The sequence below is a fragment of the Amycolatopsis sp. 2-15 genome, assembly GCF_030285625.1.
In the GTDB taxonomy this organism is placed as follows: Bacteria; Actinomycetota; Actinomycetes; order Mycobacteriales; family Pseudonocardiaceae; genus Amycolatopsis; species Amycolatopsis carbonis.
This window is the reverse complement of record NZ_CP127294.1, coordinates 2,635,140-2,650,868: the sequence shown is the minus strand read 5'-3', so window position 1 is coordinate 2,650,868 and position 15,729 is coordinate 2,635,140. Positions and strand designations below refer to the sequence as shown.

Annotated in this window: 13 protein-coding genes and 3 pseudogenes; 11 read left to right on the top strand and 5 right to left on the bottom strand. The window is 69.6% G+C overall.

The genetic code is table 11. The features are described from left to right. Positions 1-69: 69 nt before the first annotated feature. On the bottom strand, positions 70-381 hold the full coding sequence (mihF, locus tag QRX50_RS12915; RefSeq protein WP_220244543.1) for an integration host factor, actinobacterial type: 312 nt from the start codon (positions 379-381) through the stop codon (positions 70-72). 463 nt (positions 382-844) lie between these two features. Between mihF and QRX50_RS12910 the strand changes: the two genes are divergently transcribed. The 4 genes from QRX50_RS12910 (at position 845) to QRX50_RS12895 (ending at position 5,616) form a co-directional block, all read left to right on the top strand. Continuing rightward, positions 845-2,473, top strand: a complete 1,629-nt coding sequence (locus tag QRX50_RS12910) for a long-chain fatty acid--CoA ligase (protein WP_285972172.1) — start codon at positions 845-847, stop codon at positions 2,471-2,473. A 100-nt stretch (positions 2,474-2,573) separates the two neighbouring features. Beyond that, positions 2,574-3,878: an ABC transporter substrate-binding protein gene (locus QRX50_RS12905; protein ID WP_285972171.1), complete on the top strand. Its 1,305-nt coding sequence runs from the start codon at positions 2,574-2,576 to the stop codon at positions 3,876-3,878. After that, complete coding sequence (locus QRX50_RS12900) at positions 3,875-4,789, top strand: carbohydrate ABC transporter permease (RefSeq protein WP_285972170.1); 915 nt, start codon at positions 3,875-3,877, stop codon at positions 4,787-4,789. The genes QRX50_RS12905 and QRX50_RS12900 overlap by 4 nt, the downstream gene beginning before the upstream one ends. Then, positions 4,786-5,616 carry a carbohydrate ABC transporter permease gene (locus QRX50_RS12895; protein WP_285972169.1) on the top strand — a complete coding sequence of 277 codons (831 nt, stop codon included), beginning with the start codon at positions 4,786-4,788 and terminating at the stop codon, positions 5,614-5,616. Before QRX50_RS12900 ends, QRX50_RS12895 begins: the two co-directional genes overlap by 4 nt. On the opposite strand, the pseudogene QRX50_RS12890 reads toward QRX50_RS12895, so the two are convergent. Beyond that, positions 5,536-5,925: pseudogene (locus QRX50_RS12890) on the bottom strand (FAD-dependent oxidoreductase); the annotation flags it as partial. The gene QRX50_RS12895 and the pseudogene QRX50_RS12890 sit on opposite strands and share 81 nt — an antisense overlap. A gap of 39 nt (positions 5,926-5,964) precedes the next feature. Here QRX50_RS12890 and QRX50_RS12885 point away from each other — a divergent pair. From QRX50_RS12885 to QRX50_RS12875, 3 genes and pseudogenes are all read left to right on the top strand, one after another. After that, complete coding sequence (locus QRX50_RS12885; RefSeq protein WP_285972168.1) at positions 5,965-6,444, top strand: DUF4190 domain-containing protein; 480 nt, start codon at positions 5,965-5,967, stop codon at positions 6,442-6,444. A gap of 162 nt (positions 6,445-6,606) precedes the next feature. After that, positions 6,607-8,333: pseudogene (locus QRX50_RS12880) on the top strand (TIGR03767 family metallophosphoesterase). A gap of 52 nt (positions 8,334-8,385) precedes the next feature. Beyond that, positions 8,386-8,769 (top strand): PaaI family thioesterase, encoded by a 384-nt coding sequence (locus QRX50_RS12875; protein ID WP_285972167.1) that lies wholly within the window; start codon positions 8,386-8,388, stop codon positions 8,767-8,769. Here the strand turns inward: QRX50_RS12875 and QRX50_RS12870 are convergent. Further along, the gene (locus QRX50_RS12870; protein ID WP_285972166.1) at positions 8,766-9,554 is read right to left on the bottom strand and encodes a hypothetical protein; all 789 of its coding nucleotides are present in this window, start codon (positions 9,552-9,554) and stop codon (positions 8,766-8,768) included. The two genes, QRX50_RS12875 and QRX50_RS12870, sit on opposite strands and share 4 nt — an antisense overlap. Before the next feature lie 122 nt (positions 9,555-9,676). Here QRX50_RS12870 and QRX50_RS12865 point away from each other — a divergent pair, with 122 nt between their 5' ends. The 3 genes from QRX50_RS12865 to QRX50_RS12855 all read left to right on the top strand — a co-directional run bounded on the left by QRX50_RS12865 (position 9,677) and on the right by QRX50_RS12855 (position 12,768). After that, entirely contained in the window at positions 9,677-10,939 is a 1,263-nt protein-coding gene (locus tag QRX50_RS12865) for a C39 family peptidase (RefSeq protein ID WP_285972165.1), read from the top strand. 108 nt (positions 10,940-11,047) lie between these two features. After that, on the top strand, positions 11,048-12,145 hold the full coding sequence (locus tag QRX50_RS12860) for an S-(hydroxymethyl)mycothiol dehydrogenase (RefSeq protein ID WP_285972164.1): 1,098 nt from the start codon (positions 11,048-11,050) through the stop codon (positions 12,143-12,145). Continuing rightward, complete coding sequence (locus QRX50_RS12855) at positions 12,142-12,768, top strand: gamma-glutamylcyclotransferase (RefSeq protein ID WP_434533335.1); 627 nt, start codon at positions 12,142-12,144, stop codon at positions 12,766-12,768. The genes QRX50_RS12860 and QRX50_RS12855 overlap by 4 nt, the downstream gene beginning before the upstream one ends. 58 nt (positions 12,769-12,826) lie before the next feature. On the opposite strand, the gene QRX50_RS12850 is transcribed toward QRX50_RS12855, so the two are convergent. Next, positions 12,827-13,030: a hypothetical protein gene (locus QRX50_RS12850; RefSeq protein WP_285972163.1), complete on the bottom strand. Its 204-nt coding sequence runs from the start codon at positions 13,028-13,030 to the stop codon at positions 12,827-12,829. A 421-nt stretch (positions 13,031-13,451) separates the two neighbouring features. Then, positions 13,452-15,061 (bottom strand): annotated as a pseudogene (locus QRX50_RS12845) (FAD-binding oxidoreductase). 16 nt (positions 15,062-15,077) lie between these two features. Between QRX50_RS12845 and QRX50_RS12840 the strand changes: the two are divergent. Further along, a complete protein-coding gene (locus tag QRX50_RS12840; protein ID WP_285972162.1) occupies positions 15,078-15,722 on the top strand; it encodes a TetR/AcrR family transcriptional regulator in 645 nt (214 codons plus the stop codon). The last annotated feature ends 7 nt before the right edge of the window (positions 15,723-15,729 follow it).

Sequence of the window (15,729 nt, the reverse complement as noted above, 5' to 3'; positions counted from 1 at the left end):
GAGCTCCGCGGGGAAAGTGTTGCCAGAAGAACACCTTCGGCGCACTTTCCCCGCGGGAGACCGGGGTCCTTACTTCAGCGCGTCGATGAGAGCTTCGCGCTGGCGCTCGCCGAGGCCTGCGGCCCGGCGGTCGGGGTCGATCCCCGCCTGCTCGAGCAGCGCGGCGACCTTGACCGCGCCCAGGCCGGGGACGGCCTTGAGCAGCTGGGTGACCTTCGTCTTCCCGATGGTCTTGTTCTCCTTGGCCTGCTTGAGCACCTTCTCGATGCTCGTGGTGCCGGACTTGATCGACGCGAGCAGCTCCGAACGCGCCTTACGCGCCTCTGCCGCCTTGGCGAGGGCGTCGGCGCGCTGCTCCGGAGTCAACGTGGGCAGAGCCAACGTAGTGTCCTTTCCTCTCAGGTCTCCGCTTACGCGGCCGACGGCTTTTCTCCGATGCTTGCAAGCGCAAGCGCTGGCCAGCCGTCTCTTACCACGGCCCCAGTAAACGCCACACCCCCGAAGAGCGCGCAACCGACACGCACTTATCACCCTCCGACCACCCGGTGGGCAAGTCACGAGATGACCCCTCGCGGCCTGCGGAAACGTCAGACGTCCCTCGTTTTCGACACCATTACCTCACCCGAATGAGGCTCTATCTCGAGACGGTTACGACGCCATTTTTTGTTGTCCCGCAAGGAAAAGTCCGGTATTAAGTTGATCATGGACACAGGAGGCCGCCACCCGATACGGGGATGGCCGTGACCGAACGGTTGCCCGAGTTGACCATGCCCCGGCGCCCCGTCCGCCGTTAGAGTCGGCGGCACCCCAGTTCACCGGCGAACGAGCACCACGGGAGTCACCCATGTTGAGCACGATGCAGGACGGGCAGCTTTCGCTGGCGAAGCTGCTGCGCCACGGCACGAAGGTTCACGCGCGCAGCGAAGTCATCACCTGGACCGGTTCAGAAGCCCGCCGGGAGACCTACGCCGAGCTCGGGCAGCACGCCGCCCGCCTGGCCAATGCGCTGCGTAGCCTCGGCGTGACGGGCGACCAGCGCGTCGGCACGTTCATGTGGAACAACGCGGAGCACCTGGCCGCCTACCTCGCCGTGCCGGCCATGGGCGCGGTGCTGCACACCCTGAACATCCGCCTGTTCCCCGAGCAGCTCACCTTCGTCGCGAACCACGCCGAGGACCACGTGGTGATCGTCGACGGCACGCTGGTGCCGCTGCTGGCCAAGCAGCTGCCGCAGCTCACCACGGTCAAGCACGTGATCGTGGCCAACGGCGACGTCTCGGCACTGGAGGCGCCCGAGGGCATCACCGTGCACGCCTACGACGAGCTGCTCGCGGCCCAGCCGAGCGAGTTCGACTGGCCCGAGATCGACGAGCGTTCGGCCGCCGCGATGTGCTACACGTCCGGCACCACAGGCGACCCGAAGGGTGTCGTCTACTCGCACCGCTCGATCTGGCTGCACTCGATGCAGGTCTGCATGACCGACAGCATGGGCCTGGCCCAGGAAGACACCGCGCTGGCGATCGTGCCGATGTTCCACGCGATGTCGTGGGGCCTGCCATACGCCGCGATGATGGTCGGCGCGTCGCTGCTCATGCCCGACCGCTTCCTGCAGCCGGCCCCGATCTCGGCGATGCTGGCGGCCGAGAAGCCGACCTTCGCGGCAGCCGTGCCCACGATCTGGCAGGGCCTGCTCGCCCACCTCGACGCGAACCCGCAGGACATCTCCCACGTGCGCGAGGTCGTGGTCGGCGGGTCGGCCGCGCCGCCTTCGCTGATGCACGCGTTCGAGGAGCGCTACGACGTGCCGATCCTGCACGCGTGGGGCATGACCGAGACGTCGCCGCTGGGCAGCGTCGCGCGCCCGCCGGGCAGCGCGACCGGCGAGGAGCGCTGGGCCTACCGCTACACGCAGGGCCGGTTCCCGGCGTCGGTGGCCGCGCGACTGATCGGTGACAACGGCGAGGAACTGCCGTGGGACAACGAAGCCGTGGGCGAGCTCGAGGTGCAGGGCCCGTGGATCGCCGGCGCCTACTACGGCGGCGACGCCATCGACCCGGACAAGTTCCACAACGGCTGGCTGCGCACGGGTGACGTCGGCAAGATCAGCCCCGACGGCTTCCTCACCCTCACCGACCGAGCCAAGGACGTGATCAAGTCCGGCGGCGAGTGGATCTCCTCGGTCGACCTGGAAAACCAGGTGATGGGCCACCCGGCCGTCGCCGAGGCCGCCGTGGTCGGCATCCCCGACGAGAAGTGGGACGAGCGCCCGCTGGTGGCCGTCGTGGTGAAGGAAGGCCAGAGCGTGACGGCCGAAGAGCTGCGCGACTACCTGACCGACAAGGTCGCGAAATGGCAGCTGCCGGAGAACTGGACCTTCGTGGAGGAAGTGCCCAAGACCAGCGTCGGCAAGTTCGACAAGAAGCGGATCCGCGCGTCCTACTCGGAGGGAAAGCTCGACATCTCACAGCTCTAACGGGTAATTCTCCGGCGAGTCGTGAATCATCCGGCGCCTGTCTTGAGGGAGTCTGACGCTCTCAAGGCAGGCGTCGGAGCGCGTCGGAGGAAGTACGGGGATGCAGTCACGCAGCAGGAGGTCGTTCCTCACCCTCGCGGGAACGGCGGCAGTGGGCGCGGTCGCGGCCGCGTGCGGTTCGAACACCGGGCGCCTGGGCGACCCGCCGCCGTCCACGGCGATGTCGGCGGGGCCGCCGCCGTCGAAACCGGCCGCGAAGGTGCCGCTGCAGCAGTGGTACCACGCGTACGGCGAGGACGGCGTGCAGGACGCCGTGCGCGGCTACGCGGCCTCGTACCCGGGCGCGACCGTGAAGGTGCAGTGGAACCCGGGTGACTACGACTCGAAGATCGTGACCGCGCTGCAGAACAGCGCCGTGCCCGACGTGTTCGAGGCGCAGGTGAAGATCGACTGGGTGCGCCAGAACCAGGTCGTGGCGCTCGATGACCTCATCGGCCCGGTGAAGAACGACTTCAGCCCCGCCGTGCTGGCCGCGCAGACCGTGGAGGGCAAGGTCTACGGCATCCCGCAGGCCACCGACACGCAGGTGCTCTTCTACCGCCCGAGCCTGCTGCAGGCCGCCGGCGTGCAGCCGCCGCAGACCGTCGACGAGCTCATCGACGCCGCCGGCAAGCTCTCGCGCGACGGCGTGAAGGGCCTGTTCGCGGGCAACGACGGCGGCGTCGCCACGCTGACCGGCCCGCTGCTGTGGTCAGCCGGGCTCGACTACCTCAAGCCCGGCGGCCGCGAGGTCGGCTTCGACGACCCGCGTGCGGCCACCGCGCTGGGCAAGCTGCGCACGTTGAACGCGAACAGTTCCTTGCTGCTCGGCGCGCCCACCGACTGGTCCGACGCGGGCGCGTTCATCGACGGCCTGTGCGCGATGCAGTGGACCGGGCTGTGGAACATGCCGAAGATCCGCGACGCGTTCAACGATGACTTCGCCGTGCTCCCTTTCCCCAAGCTCGACAACAGCGGCGCGCCTTCGGTGCCGGTGGGCGCGTACGGCGCGATGGTGAACGCGAAGAGCAAGCACGTGGCCGAGGCCAAGGCGTTCGTGAAGTGGCTGTGGATCGACCAGACGACCGACCAGCTGGAGTTCGCCACGCGCTTCGGCTTCCACTTGCCCGCGCGCCAGAGCCTCATCGACAAGGCCGACACGCTGCGCTCGGGCCCGGCCGCCGACGTCGCGCGGTTCGTGAAGGAGAACAGCCACCTCGTCGGCGGTCCCGTGTGGACCCAGCAGGCGAACACCGCGCTGTCCGACGCCGTCGCGAAGATCGCCAAGGAGGGCGCCGACCCGGTGGCTCAGACCAAGGCGGCGGTGACGGTCGCGCAGTCCGAGCTGAAGCGCCTGTTCGGATGAAGCTGTCCCGGAAGACCCGGGAGACGCTGGCGTTCTGGGGGTTCGTCGGCCCGTTCCTGATCGGGCTCGCCGTGTTCGCGTACCTGCCGATCGGCTGGAGTGTGTACCTGTCGTTCTTCGACGCGCGCAACACCGTGACGCCGAGTGTGTTCGTGGGGCTGGACAACTACGCGCACATGCTCACCGACGGGCCGTTCCTGGCGAGTCTCGGCACGTTCAGCGTGTTCGCGCTGGCGATCGTGCCACTCACGTTCGTGCTGTCGCTCGCGCTCGCGGCGGGCGTGCACCAGCTGAGGTTCGCGCGCGCGTTCTTCCGCTCGGTGTTCTTCCTGCCGTTCGCTTGCTCGTACGTGGTGGCTTCGCTCATCTGGAAGACGTCGCTGTTCTCCGGCGTCCGCTACGGCCTGGCGAACACCGTGCTGGGCCTGTTCGGCGCCGACCCGGTGGCGTGGACGGGCACGGTCGACCCGCCGCTGTACTGGATCGTGCTGGTGACCGCGCGGCTGTGGCTGCAGCTGGGCTTCTACATGATCCTGTTCCTCGCCGCGCTGCAACGGATCCCGGGCCGGCTCTACGAAGCCGCGTGGCTCGACGGCGCGAAGCCGGCCTGGCAGGTCTTCCGCCACATCACGCTGCCGCAGCTGCGGGCGACGTCCGTGGCTGTGCTGCTGCTGAACCTGATCAACGCCTACCAGGCGTTCGACGAGTTCTACAACATCATGGGCGACTCCCGCGGTTATCCGCCGTTCGCGCGACCGCCGCTGGTGTACCTCTACTACACGTCGCTGGGCTCGGGCGGCCAGGACCTCGGCCGCGGCAGCGCGGGCGCGGTGCTGCTGGCGTTGCTCATCGCGCTCGTGACATTGGCGCAGGGCCGGCTCTTCCGCTTCGACCGTGGTGCCCTCTCATGAACAGCGCTGTCGTGAAGGCCGCGCTGCGCTGGACGGCGCTGATCGTGGCCGCGGTGCTGTTCCTGCTGCCGTTCTACCTGCTGCTGCGCAACGGGCTCGCCTCGCGCGCGGAGATCACCGCTCCCGATTGGACGCTGTGGCCGCGGCAGGTGCACTGGGAGAACTTCTCGCGGTTGTTCTCGCTGGAGGACGTGCCGTTCGCGCGCAGCCTGCTGAACTCGGCGGTCGTGGCGACGCTGCAGACGCTGGGACTGCTGGTGATCTGTTCGCTCGCCGGCTACGGGTTCGCACGGATCCCTTACCGCCACTCGAAAACCGTCTTCTACGCGGTGCTCGCGACACTGATGATCCCGACGTCGGTCACGTTCGTGCCGAGCTTCGTCGTGGTGTCCACGCTGGGCTGGCTCTCGGACCTGCGCGGCCTGGTGATCCCGGGGCTGTTCAGCGCGTTCAGCGTGTTCCTGTTCCGCCAGTACTTCCTGGACTTCCCGCGTGAGCTGGAGGAAGCCGGCCGCGTCGACGGGCTCACGCGCTGGGGTGTGTTCAGGCGCATCGTGGTGCCGAACTCGCGTGGCTTCTTCGCCGCGATCGCCGTGATCTCGGTGATCGGCAGCTGGAACGCGTTTCTGTGGCCGCTGATCATCGCGCAGTCACCGGACTCGTGGACGGTTCAGGTAGCGCTGTCCGGGCTGCTGACCTCGCAGAACCCGCAGCTGAACCTGCTCTTCCTCGCCGCGGCGGTGTCGATCCTGCCGATCGTGCTGCTGTTCGCGTTCCTGCAGCGCTACCTCGTGCGCGGGGTCACGGAGTCGGGGCTGAAGGGCTGAGCCGTGGCAGGGCGCGTCGCGCAGCGCCCGTAGCTGCAGTGACATCCGGGCGGCCTGGCGCGCGGCCTTCGCGATCGCGTGGGTGCGCGGAAGGCGAGCCTCGTCGTAGCGGCTCGACGCAGTGGCCGGGTCGTGCTGGAGCGACGCGCCCGCCGACCAGCCGCATGCACCCGAACTCGAGATCCCCGCTCCGTCGTCGCTCCGGCGGGTCGCGCGGTCGAGCACCGTGACGCGCCACCCGATCCGGTGCAACCCGATCGCGGTGGTCAATCCGCCGATTCCGCCCCCGACGACCACCGCCTCCCCCATAAGCTCTTTGTACCCGACGTCCGAAAACTGGAGCGCCCGATGACTGATCCGTACCAGCAGCAGCCCCGCCAAGAGGGTCAGTACTACGGCGCCGACGGTTATCCGGCACCCCAGCAGCCCCCGCAGCAGCCCTCGGCGCCGCTGCCCGTGCCGTATTCCGCGCCGTATTCGGGGCCGTACCCGACGCCGTATTCGGGATCGCAGCCCATGCCGTACGGGCCGTTCCCCGGCTACGTGCCGCTGCGGACGAGCGGTATGGCGATCGCGGGGATGATCATCGGGATCCTCGCGCTGATCACGTTCTGGGTGCCGTTCTGGGACGTCATCGCGGCGTTCACGGCGATCGGCCTGTCGTGGGCTGGCATGGTGCAGGCGCAGAAGCCCGGGTACACGGGTCAGGGCATGGGGATCGCCGGGCTCGTGTGCGGGATCATCGCCGCGATCCCGGCGGTGATCTTCCTGGTGCTGTTCTTCGTGGCGATCGCGGCGACGAGCACGTCGTGCGCGTTCTACTGCTGAAGTTCCGCTGCTGAACCCACCTTCGTCGGGTAGCCGAACCGCGGTGCCTGTGACAGAGTCAGCCGCACTGTCACGGTGAATGTGAGCGAGATTCATGTTGCGTTCACCGGGGGTCCACCGCCGTCCGGCAGCGTGCTGGGCAGCCGACACCGGGGAGCGAAGGTGGCCCAGCTGACCAGGCGGACGTTCACCGCGGCAGGTGCCGCTGGCGTGGGGTTGCTGCTGTGCACCCCGACCGCCAACGCGCTGGACCGGGCACTCAAGCGCACGGCCTCGCGCACCGTCAGCACCACCGGCACGACGCTGGAACAGGTCGCCACCGCCGTCTCCCCCGGCACGGCCACCTACTCCCGGCTCACCGGCGGCCCCGGCTGGCCGCTCGTCGTCCGCGGCGACCTCACCGCCCGAAGGACGGCCGCGACGACCGCCGCGCGGCGCTGGGCGCGTTCGTGCAGTTCACCGACCTGCACAGCACCGACACCGAGTCGCCGGCGCGGTTCGAGTACCTGCACCCGTACGTCAGCTCGGCGCACCGGCCGCAGGAAGCCCTCGGCACGGCCGCGACGAGCGCGCTGGTGCAGCGGGTGAACAGCGTCGCGAAGGGACCGTTCACCGGCCGGCCGTTCGACTTCCTCGTGACCACCGGCGACAACACCGACAACCACGAGCTGTTGGAGCTCGACTGGTTCCTGACCAGCCTCAACGGCGGCGCGATCACCCCGAACTCCGGTGACCCCAGCCGGTACGAGGGCGTGCAGGCGTCGGGCAACGACGTGTTCTGGAACCCGTCGACCCCGCTCGCCGACGACTACTCGAAGAAGGGGTTCCCGCAGCTGCCGGGCCTGCTCGAAGCGGGCATCGCGCCGTTCACCGCGCCGGGGCTGGACGTGCCGTGGTTCTGCACGTTCGGCAACCACGACGACAGCGTGGTCGGCACGCTGCCGGAAGGCATCCCGGGCATCGAGAACTGGTACACGAGCCGGTACAAGGTGATCGGCAAGGACGAGAGCACGGCGAAGAAGCTCGGCGCGGCCATCAACAGCGGCAAGAGCGTGCCGCTGGTCGAGCTGTTCGGCGGCACCGGCACGATCCGCGAGGTCACGCCCGACGCGCGCCGGCGCCCGTTCACCACGGCGGAGTTCGTGACCGCGCACCTGGAAGCCGGCAACACCGGCCCCGGCCCGGTCGGCCACGGCTTCTCGGCGAACAACGCCGACGGCCGCAACGTCTACTACACGTTCCGCATCGCGCCCGGCGTCACCGGCATCAGCCTTGACACCACGACGCTGGGCGGTTTCGCCGACGGCTCGATCGGGCTCGGCCAGTTCAACTGGGTGGAGTCGACGCTCAAGCGCAACTCCTCGACGTACTACGACTTCTTCGGGCGCAAGGTGAAGCAGTCGGTGACCGACGAGCTGTTCGTGCTGTTCAGCCACCACACGAGCGACACCATGGGCAACCTCCTGCCCGACTCGCGCCACCTGCTGGAGCCGCGCCTGAACGGCGACACGTTCGTGGGGCTGCTCAACCGCTTCCCGAACGTGGTGGCGTGGGTCAACGGCCACACGCACCTCAACAAGATCACCCCGCACGTCGGCAAGACGCCCGCGCAGAGCTTCTGGGAGATCAACACCGCCTCCCACGTCGACTTCCCGCAGCACGCGCGCATCCTGGAGCTGGCCGACAACGGCGACGGCACCCTGTCGGTTTTCACCACGCTCATCGAGGCTTCCGCGCCGTACGCCGTGGACTACTCCGCGCGCACCCCCGAGGCACTGGCCTCGCTGTACCGCGAGCTGTCGTACAACGACATCCACGTGGACCTGGGCCGCGTCGGCTCGGACGGCGACCACAACACGGAGCTGCTGCTCACCAACCCGCTCGGTTGATTACCTCGCGGGTAATCGACGCCGCGCACCTGGCCGCGGTTGACTTTCCGGCATGACCGAGCCGTTCCAGACCATGCCGTTCGCCGAGCGGCTGGGCATCGAGGCACTTTCGCACGCCCCGGATCTCGTCCGCGCCCGCCTCGCGTGGGACCCCTCGCTGTGCACCCTCGGCGGCGCCCTGCACGGCGGCGTTTTGATGTCGCTGGCGGACGCGGCGGGTGCCGTCTGCGCTTTCCTCAACCTCCCTTCGGGCGCTTCGGGCACCACCACCCTGGAGTCGAAGACCAACTTCCTGCGCGCCGTCCGTTCTGGGCACGCGGTCGCGTCGTCCCGGCCGTTGCACGCAGGCCGCCGAGTGATCGTCGTCGAGACGGAAATCCACGACGACGAGGGGAAGCTGGTCGCGAAGGTGACCCAGACGCAGGCAGTGCTCTAAGCGGCCCAGGAGAGGCGGATGGCTTCGATCTGGGTGTCGTCGAGCAGTGCTCCGATCAGCTCTGGCGAACCGGCGACTTTGGTACCCCAGAGGTCGTAGCCGGTGCAGAAGCACCACGAGCGGTCCTCGGCCCAGAGGTTGGACGGGGTGAAGTGGGTCTCGGGGTCGTTGTAGAGGATCGCGGCGTCGCCGAGGCGTCCGGTGAGTACCCGGACGGTTTCGTAGTCCTCGAACCCGCGAGTCGCCGGGCCGAAGAAGGCAACACACGGGGTGTCGGGACCGCTGTGTTCGGCGAGGAGGCCGATCAGCCTGGTCCAGGTCTCGCGGTCCAGGCTGCCCTCGGTGGGCGGAATGATGCCGAGGGGCCAGCTGTGATCTTTCTTGGCCGAGGGGAAACACCGGAAACAGGGCAACAGCCCTTCCGGCACGATCGGATCGCCGACGCGTTCGGCGAGTTCCGCCCAGCGCAGCCGCCTCCAGCCGGGTCCCGGATGCTCCGCACGGCCCAGCCCGCCGCCCGTGGTCACCGAGACGGCGTCGAGGTCGAGGTCGCCGATGACGTGCGGTTCGACGACGCCTTCGGCGATCTGCGCCTGGTGGTGTTCGTGATAGGTGATGCCCGCGGGGCCTCCCTCGTGCTCATAGATGGCATTGAGCACCCACGCGGCGTCCGGCATCGCCGGCGGCATGAATCCGGTCAGGCCGTCTTCGCCGGACAGCTCGCGCAGCCAGTCGACGGCAGCGGCCGGCGCGGGTGACCACAGCTCGGTGAACGAATTCAGCACGTCCTCATCGTTCCAGCGGCCGCCAGCGATTTCGCAGTCTTGCCCTGGTCGGCCCTTTACGAACCCGCCCCAACCGGCGAAAATCTCTCGCTATCACTGGGGTCTCGGGGACGGAGCACGGCATGCGGGTGCGGAGCTTGATCACGCTATTGTCGATCGCCATGGTGACGGCAGGAGCGACGCAGGTCGCCGACGCGGCGCCGGCGCATCCGGCGAACGACGAGGCGATCAACTACCACGAGTGGTCCGGCGGGACGTTCTACGCTGGCCGCCTCGACGGGCTGGCGCTGGGTCGCGACGGGCTGCGCATCACGCGGCCCGAGGGGACCGTCGAGCACAGCGAGCCGGGGCTGGGGACGACGAAGACCTACGAGTACGGCTCGTGGACGTCGCCGGTGTTCCGGCAGGGGTTCGACGCGACGCAGCTCATCGCCTCGTGGAACGCGCAGACGCCGGCGAAGACGTGGCTGGAGGTCGAGGCGAAGGGCCGTACGTCGGCGGGCGTCGAGACCACCTGGTACGTGATGGGCCGCTGGGCCAGCGGCGACGCCGACATCCAGCGCACGAGCGTCGACGGCCAGAGTGACGACAACGCGTCGGTGGACGTCGACACGCTGGCCACGAAGACGGGTGTCACGCTGCGCTCGTATCAGCTGCGCGTGAGCCTCTACCGCGACGCGGGCACGCGGGTGACGCCGACGGTGTCGACGCTCGGCGCCGTGACCTCGAACGTTCCGGACCGCTTCGACGTGCCGACCACCAAGCCGGGCCGCGCGCGGGGCATCGAGCTGAAGGTGCCGGCGTACGCGCAGAACATCCACAAAGGACAGTTCCCGCAGTACGGTGGCGGTGGTGAGGCCTGGTGCAGCCCGACGTCCACCGAGATGGTCGCCGAGTACTGGGGCAAGAAACCGACCGCGCAGCAGATGAGCTGGATCCCGTCGGACTACGTCGACCCGTCCGTCGTCTACGCCGCGCGCAACACCTACGACTACGCCTACGACGGCACCGGTAACTGGCCGTTCAACACCGCGTACGCAGCCTCCCTCGGCCTGCGCGGCCACATCACGCGCCTGCACGACCTCAACGAGCTCGAGGGCTACATCGCCCGCGGCATCCCGGTGATCACCTCGCAGTCGTTCCTCTCCGACGAGCTCGACGGCGCCGGCTACGGCACGTCCGGCCACATCATGGTCGTCGTCGGCTTCACCCAGGCCGGCGACGTGATCGTCAACGACCCGGCCTCCAGCACCGACGCCCGCGTCCGCAACGTGTACAAGCGCGACCAGTTCGAGAAGATCTGGCAGCGCACGAAGCGCTACACGGCCGACGGCAGCGTGGCGAGCGGGCCCGGCGGCGTGGTGTACATCGTGACGCCGGCCTGAGCCGCGATCTTTTCGAGACGCGACACCCACGCATCGTGGTATGGCCACGTGTGCATGTTCCGTGATTAGCTGCCCCGGCAAGCTTTCGGTGCAGGAAAGGGTGAGCGCATGCCGTACGAGGTCCAGGGGATCGTGTCCCGCGCGAAGGGCGAGCCGGTGGCGCTCGAGACCGTGGTGGTGCCGGACCCGGGTCCGGGCGAGGCGGTCGTGTCGGTGCAGGCCTGCGGGGTCTGCCACACCGACCTGCACTACCGCGAGGGCGGGATCAACGACGACTTCCCGTTCCTGCTCGGCCACGAGGCCGCGGGCCGGGTCGACAAGGTCGGCGCCGGGGTCACGGACATCGCGCCCGGCGACTACGTGATCCTCAACTGGCGCGCGGTCTGCGGCACGTGCCGGGCGTGCAAGCGGGGGAAGCCGTGGTACTGCTTCTCCACCTTCAACGCCGAGCAGCCGATGACGCTCACCGATGGCACGAAGCTGTCGCCCGCGCTGGGCATCGGGGCGTTCCTCGAGAAGACACTGGTCCACAGTGGACAGTGCACGAAGGTGGACGAGCGGGCCGAACCCGCGGTGGCGGGCCTGCTCGGCTGCGGCGTGATGGCGGGCCTCGGCGCGGCCATCAACACCGGCGCCGTGACGCGCGGTGACTCCGTGGCCGTGATCGGTTGCGGCGGCGTGGGCGACGCGGCCATCGCGGGCGCGCAGCTGGCCGGCGCGACCACGATCATCGCCATCGACACCGACGACCGGAAGCTCGAGTGGGCCAAGGGCTTCGGCGCCACCCACACCGTGAACAGCAAGGGCCTCAGCCAGGACGCGGTGGTGGCGGCCATGCAGGACGCCACGCACTCGTTCGGCCCCGACGTGGTCATCGACGCCGTCGGCCGGCCCGAGACGTGGAAGCAGGCGTTCTACGGCCGTGACCTCGCGGGCACCGTCGTGCTGGTCGGCGTGCCGACGCCGGACATGCGGCTGAACGACCTGCCGCTCATCGACTTCTTCGGCCGCGGCGGCTCGCTGAAGTCGTCCTGGTACGGCGACTGCCTGCCCTCGCGCGACTTCCCCATGCTCGTCGACCTCTACCTGCAGGGCCGGCTGCCGCTGGACAAGTTCGTGACCGAGCGCATCGGCGTCGGCGACGTGGAGCAGGCCTTCGAGCGCATGCACCACGGCGACGTCCTGCGCAGCGTGGTCGAGTTCTGAGGCTCTTCACCGACGCCGACTACCCGGCCGTCCCCTACCCCGGGGCGCGGCCGGGTACGTCGTTCGTCCACTTCGACGGCGCCGGCCACTCCCTGGACACCGCCCCACCCGGCTGGCGCGACCGGCTGCCCGTCTTGGCGTACGGGTCCAACGCGTGCCCGTCGAAGATCACCTGGCTGCGTGACGAGCTCGGCCTGACCGGTCCCGTCGTGGCCGCCCGCGCGCGCTGCACCGGGCTGGCCGCGGTGTGGGCCTCGGGCCTGCGCAAGGTCGACGACCAACGCCCCGCCACCCTCACCTCGCTGCCGGGCGTCGAGCACCACTTCCTCTGGTTCGTCACGCCGGAGCAGCGCGCGATCCTCGACGTCTGCGAAGGCCGCGGCACCCGCTACCACCTGGCCCACCTGGACAACTACACCGTCAAGACCTCCCATGGCACGCGTGTCGAGGGTGTCCACGCCTACGTCGGGGCATCGGCCGTCCGCTACCCGCTCCTCGTCGACGGCCACCCGGTCCGCGTCACCGACGTCCCCCAGGCCGAGGCCGCCTTGCTCCTCGGCGAGCCGGCGGGTGAGCACGGCCTGGAGTGCACGGTCGTGGAACCGGAGCAGATCTTCACCTGACGCGCGGGTCCGGAATCGCCCGGATGGCCAGGAACCCGGTCGGCTGTCGGTAATGCCGCTAGTACCGCCCGGGATCCACGTCGGCCACGTCGGTCGCGGCGGCCTGCGGTCGAGGCTCGAGCAGCCGCTCGATGAGGAACCCCGCCTCCCGCAGCTCGGCGCACGTGTCCTGCAGCGGGGAGAGCCAGAACCGTTGAGGATTCGCGCGTTCATACCCTCGGTGCCCCCGCCAGGCCTGGTGTTCGCCGTGGCAGAAAGCCAACCCGCGGACCAGGCTTTCGATGCCCGCTCGACTCCAGCTTTCGCAGGTTGTGGGCCCTGGGCCGGCCGGGACAAACCCCCGCCCTCCCTAGGGGGGCGCGCCCATGCCAAGTCTATCCGCCACCCCTGACAGAAGCCGGTGCTGCAAACCCACTGAGGGCAGTTGTCCACAACCCGGACGAGTGGTCATGACGGCCACGCGCAGCCGCTTGACCAACCGAGGTGGGCTTCCTGATCGAGTAGCTGGTGGAGCCCGGCCCGTCGCGGAGCCCATCGACGCCGCGGGCAGCCAGTGCAGGAGCACGCCGAGGCCGCGCACGCGGAACGACCCGGTCAGCACGGCGCGCGGCTCAGCGAGACCATGCGGGGCTCAGGTCGACGCCGGTCACGCAGGCCGTGAGCTAAGCGGCGTATCTCCCAGCTCAACCAAGCAGTTTTCCGGGGTTCAGGATCCCCGTCGGGTCGACCGCGGACTTCGCGGCGCGCAGCACGGACAACCCCAGCGAGCCGATCTCCGGCTCCAGGTAAGGCGCGTGGTCGACGCCCACGGCGTGGTGGTGGGTGATCGTGCCGAGGCCGACGATAGCCTCCGACGCGGCGTGCTTGGCGCGCTGCCACTGGCCGACCGGGTTGGTGTCGTCGCGGGAGGTCAGTACGGTGAAGTACAGCGAAGCGCCTGTCTCGTAGACGTGCGAAACGTGGCACATCACGATCGCGCGGCCGAGCGAGGCCACGAGAGCCGCGCGGACGGCGTCGTGCAGATCATCCAGCCGAGACCAGTACGCGGCGGTCTCCAGAGTCTCGACGCACACCCCCAGGTCCATCAACGCGTCGCGCTGGCGCGGGCCCGAGAACCGGCCGTGCCGCCACGACTCGCCGAGGGCGGTGCCGATGCGCAGCGCGCCCGCGCGCCGCAGGAATCGCGTCGTGCGGTGGCGGCGGGCCCGGGCGTCGCGCTCCCAGCCGACGATCAGCAGGCACGGGTGCTTGACGCCGCGCGCAGCGAGATACGCCCGCAGCGCGGAGGTCTTCAGGCCGGCGTTCAGCGCGAACGACACCGCTGTCTCGTCCACATCGGACAGACGCGTGACGTCGGCCGTCGCGTGGTTCTGGGCGAGGGCGCGCATGGCCTCGGAACCAGAATCCCAGCCGTCGATCACCCAGCCCTCGTAGCGGCGCTCGACCGGCACCGGCCGTACGCGCAGCGCGACCTCGGTGATCACGCCGAGCGTGCCCTCGCTGCCCACCGCGAGATGCCGCAGATCCGGCCCCGCCGCCGACGCGGGCGCGACACCCAAGCGCCACTCGCCCTGCGGCGTCGCGACGCGGACGCCGGCCACCATGTCCTCGAAGCGGCCGTAACCCGCCGACGCCTGCCCGGCCGAGCGCGTGGCCGCGAAGCCGCCGATGGTCGCCCGCTCGAACGACTGCGGCACGTGGCCGAGCGTGAACCCGTGCTCACCCAGCAGCCGTTCGGCCTCGGGCCCCCGCACGCCGGCCTGCAGCACGGCGAGGTGCGACTGCTCGTCCACCGACACCAGCGCGTCGAGGCGCACCAGGTCGAGCGCGATCACCGCCGCCTTGCCGCCGCGCAGCGCCGCCACGCCGCCGACCACTGACGTGCCCCCGCCGAACGGCACGACCCCCACGTCGTGGCGCACACAGACCTCGAGCACGGCCTGCACCTGCTCGGGCGAAGCGGGCAGCACCACGGCGTCGGTGTCGGCACCGAGTCGCCGAGCCGGCGGTGCAGCAGGTCCAGATAGGACAGACCACCGGCGCGTTCAAGCCGCGATTCGGCGTCGACCAGCACGTTCTCCGCGCCGACCACGGCCGAAAGGTCCTCGCGGGCCTGGCCGGGAAGAGCGGAACCGGTCAGGTTCGGGACGGAATCCTGATTTCGCCCTCGATCAGCACCCACCGGGCCGATACGCTGGCCGAGCCACCGGACCGCCCGATCGGGCAGCGAGGCGGCGCCAGCGCCGTCGCCGGTCCACGACTGCCGGAGGCGGTGGTTTATGAGATCACTCACGACTACAGTGTGACATATGGACGTCAAACGTCACTCCCCGCCGGGAGAGACTCCCTCGGCCCTGGCGGGGGCCCGCAGCCGCCAGACCTCAGCGCGCGTTGCCGACGACGTGCTGCTTGACGCCGCGCGCGAGTGCGTGCTCGCGGTCGGTGTCCGGCGCACCACGCTCGCCGAGATCGCGCGCACCGCGCGCGTGAGCCGCATGACCGTGTACCGCCGGTTCCCCGACGTGCGCAGTGTGCTCGCCGCGCTCATGACCCGCGAGTTCAGCGGCCTGCTCAAGACCGCCAGCCACGCGGGCGACGACGCGGCCAACACCCGCGAGCGCCTCGTGCTCATCGCGGCGGCCGGCGTCAGCGCGCTGGCGGCCGACCCGCTGTTCCGCACCCTGCTCGACGTCGACCCGGAGCTCGTGCTGCCCTACATCGTGGAGCGGCTCGGGGCCACGCAGATCTTCGCCGAGCAGGTGCTGCGGTCGCTGCTGGAAGCCGGGCACCGCGACGGTTCCGTGCGCAAGGCCGAGGTCACCGCGCAGGCGCGCTCGATCCTGCTGGTCGTGCAGTCGTTCGCGTTCTCGCTGCGGCCCGCCACCGCGGACCTCGACGAGCAGGCGTTGCTCGACGAGTTCCGGTACCTCGTCGACGCAGCGCTCAAGCCATGAGTACCGC

What these genes read in the sequence shown, in the direction of transcription:
- QRX50_RS12910 (WP_285972172.1), top strand. Translation starts at nt 845, where the DNA reads ATGTTGAGCACGATGCAGGACGGGCAGCTTTCGCTGGCGAAGCTGCTG.
- QRX50_RS12905 (WP_285972171.1), top strand. Translation starts at nt 2,574, where the DNA reads ATGCAGTCACGCAGCAGGAGGTCGTTCCTCACCCTCGCGGGAACGGCG.
- QRX50_RS12900 (WP_285972170.1), top strand. Translation starts at nt 3,875, where the DNA reads ATGAAGCTGTCCCGGAAGACCCGGGAGACGCTGGCGTTCTGGGGGTTC.
- QRX50_RS12895 (WP_285972169.1), top strand. Translation starts at nt 4,786, where the DNA reads ATGAACAGCGCTGTCGTGAAGGCCGCGCTGCGCTGGACGGCGCTGATC.
- QRX50_RS12885 (WP_285972168.1), top strand. Translation starts at nt 5,965, where the DNA reads ATGACTGATCCGTACCAGCAGCAGCCCCGCCAAGAGGGTCAGTACTAC.
- QRX50_RS12875 (WP_285972167.1), top strand. Translation starts at nt 8,386, where the DNA reads ATGACCGAGCCGTTCCAGACCATGCCGTTCGCCGAGCGGCTGGGCATC.
- QRX50_RS12865 (WP_285972165.1), top strand. Translation starts at nt 9,677, where the DNA reads ATGCGGGTGCGGAGCTTGATCACGCTATTGTCGATCGCCATGGTGACG.
- QRX50_RS12860 (WP_285972164.1), top strand. Translation starts at nt 11,048, where the DNA reads ATGCCGTACGAGGTCCAGGGGATCGTGTCCCGCGCGAAGGGCGAGCCG.
- QRX50_RS12840 (WP_285972162.1), top strand. Translation starts at nt 15,078, where the DNA reads ATGGACGTCAAACGTCACTCCCCGCCGGGAGAGACTCCCTCGGCCCTG.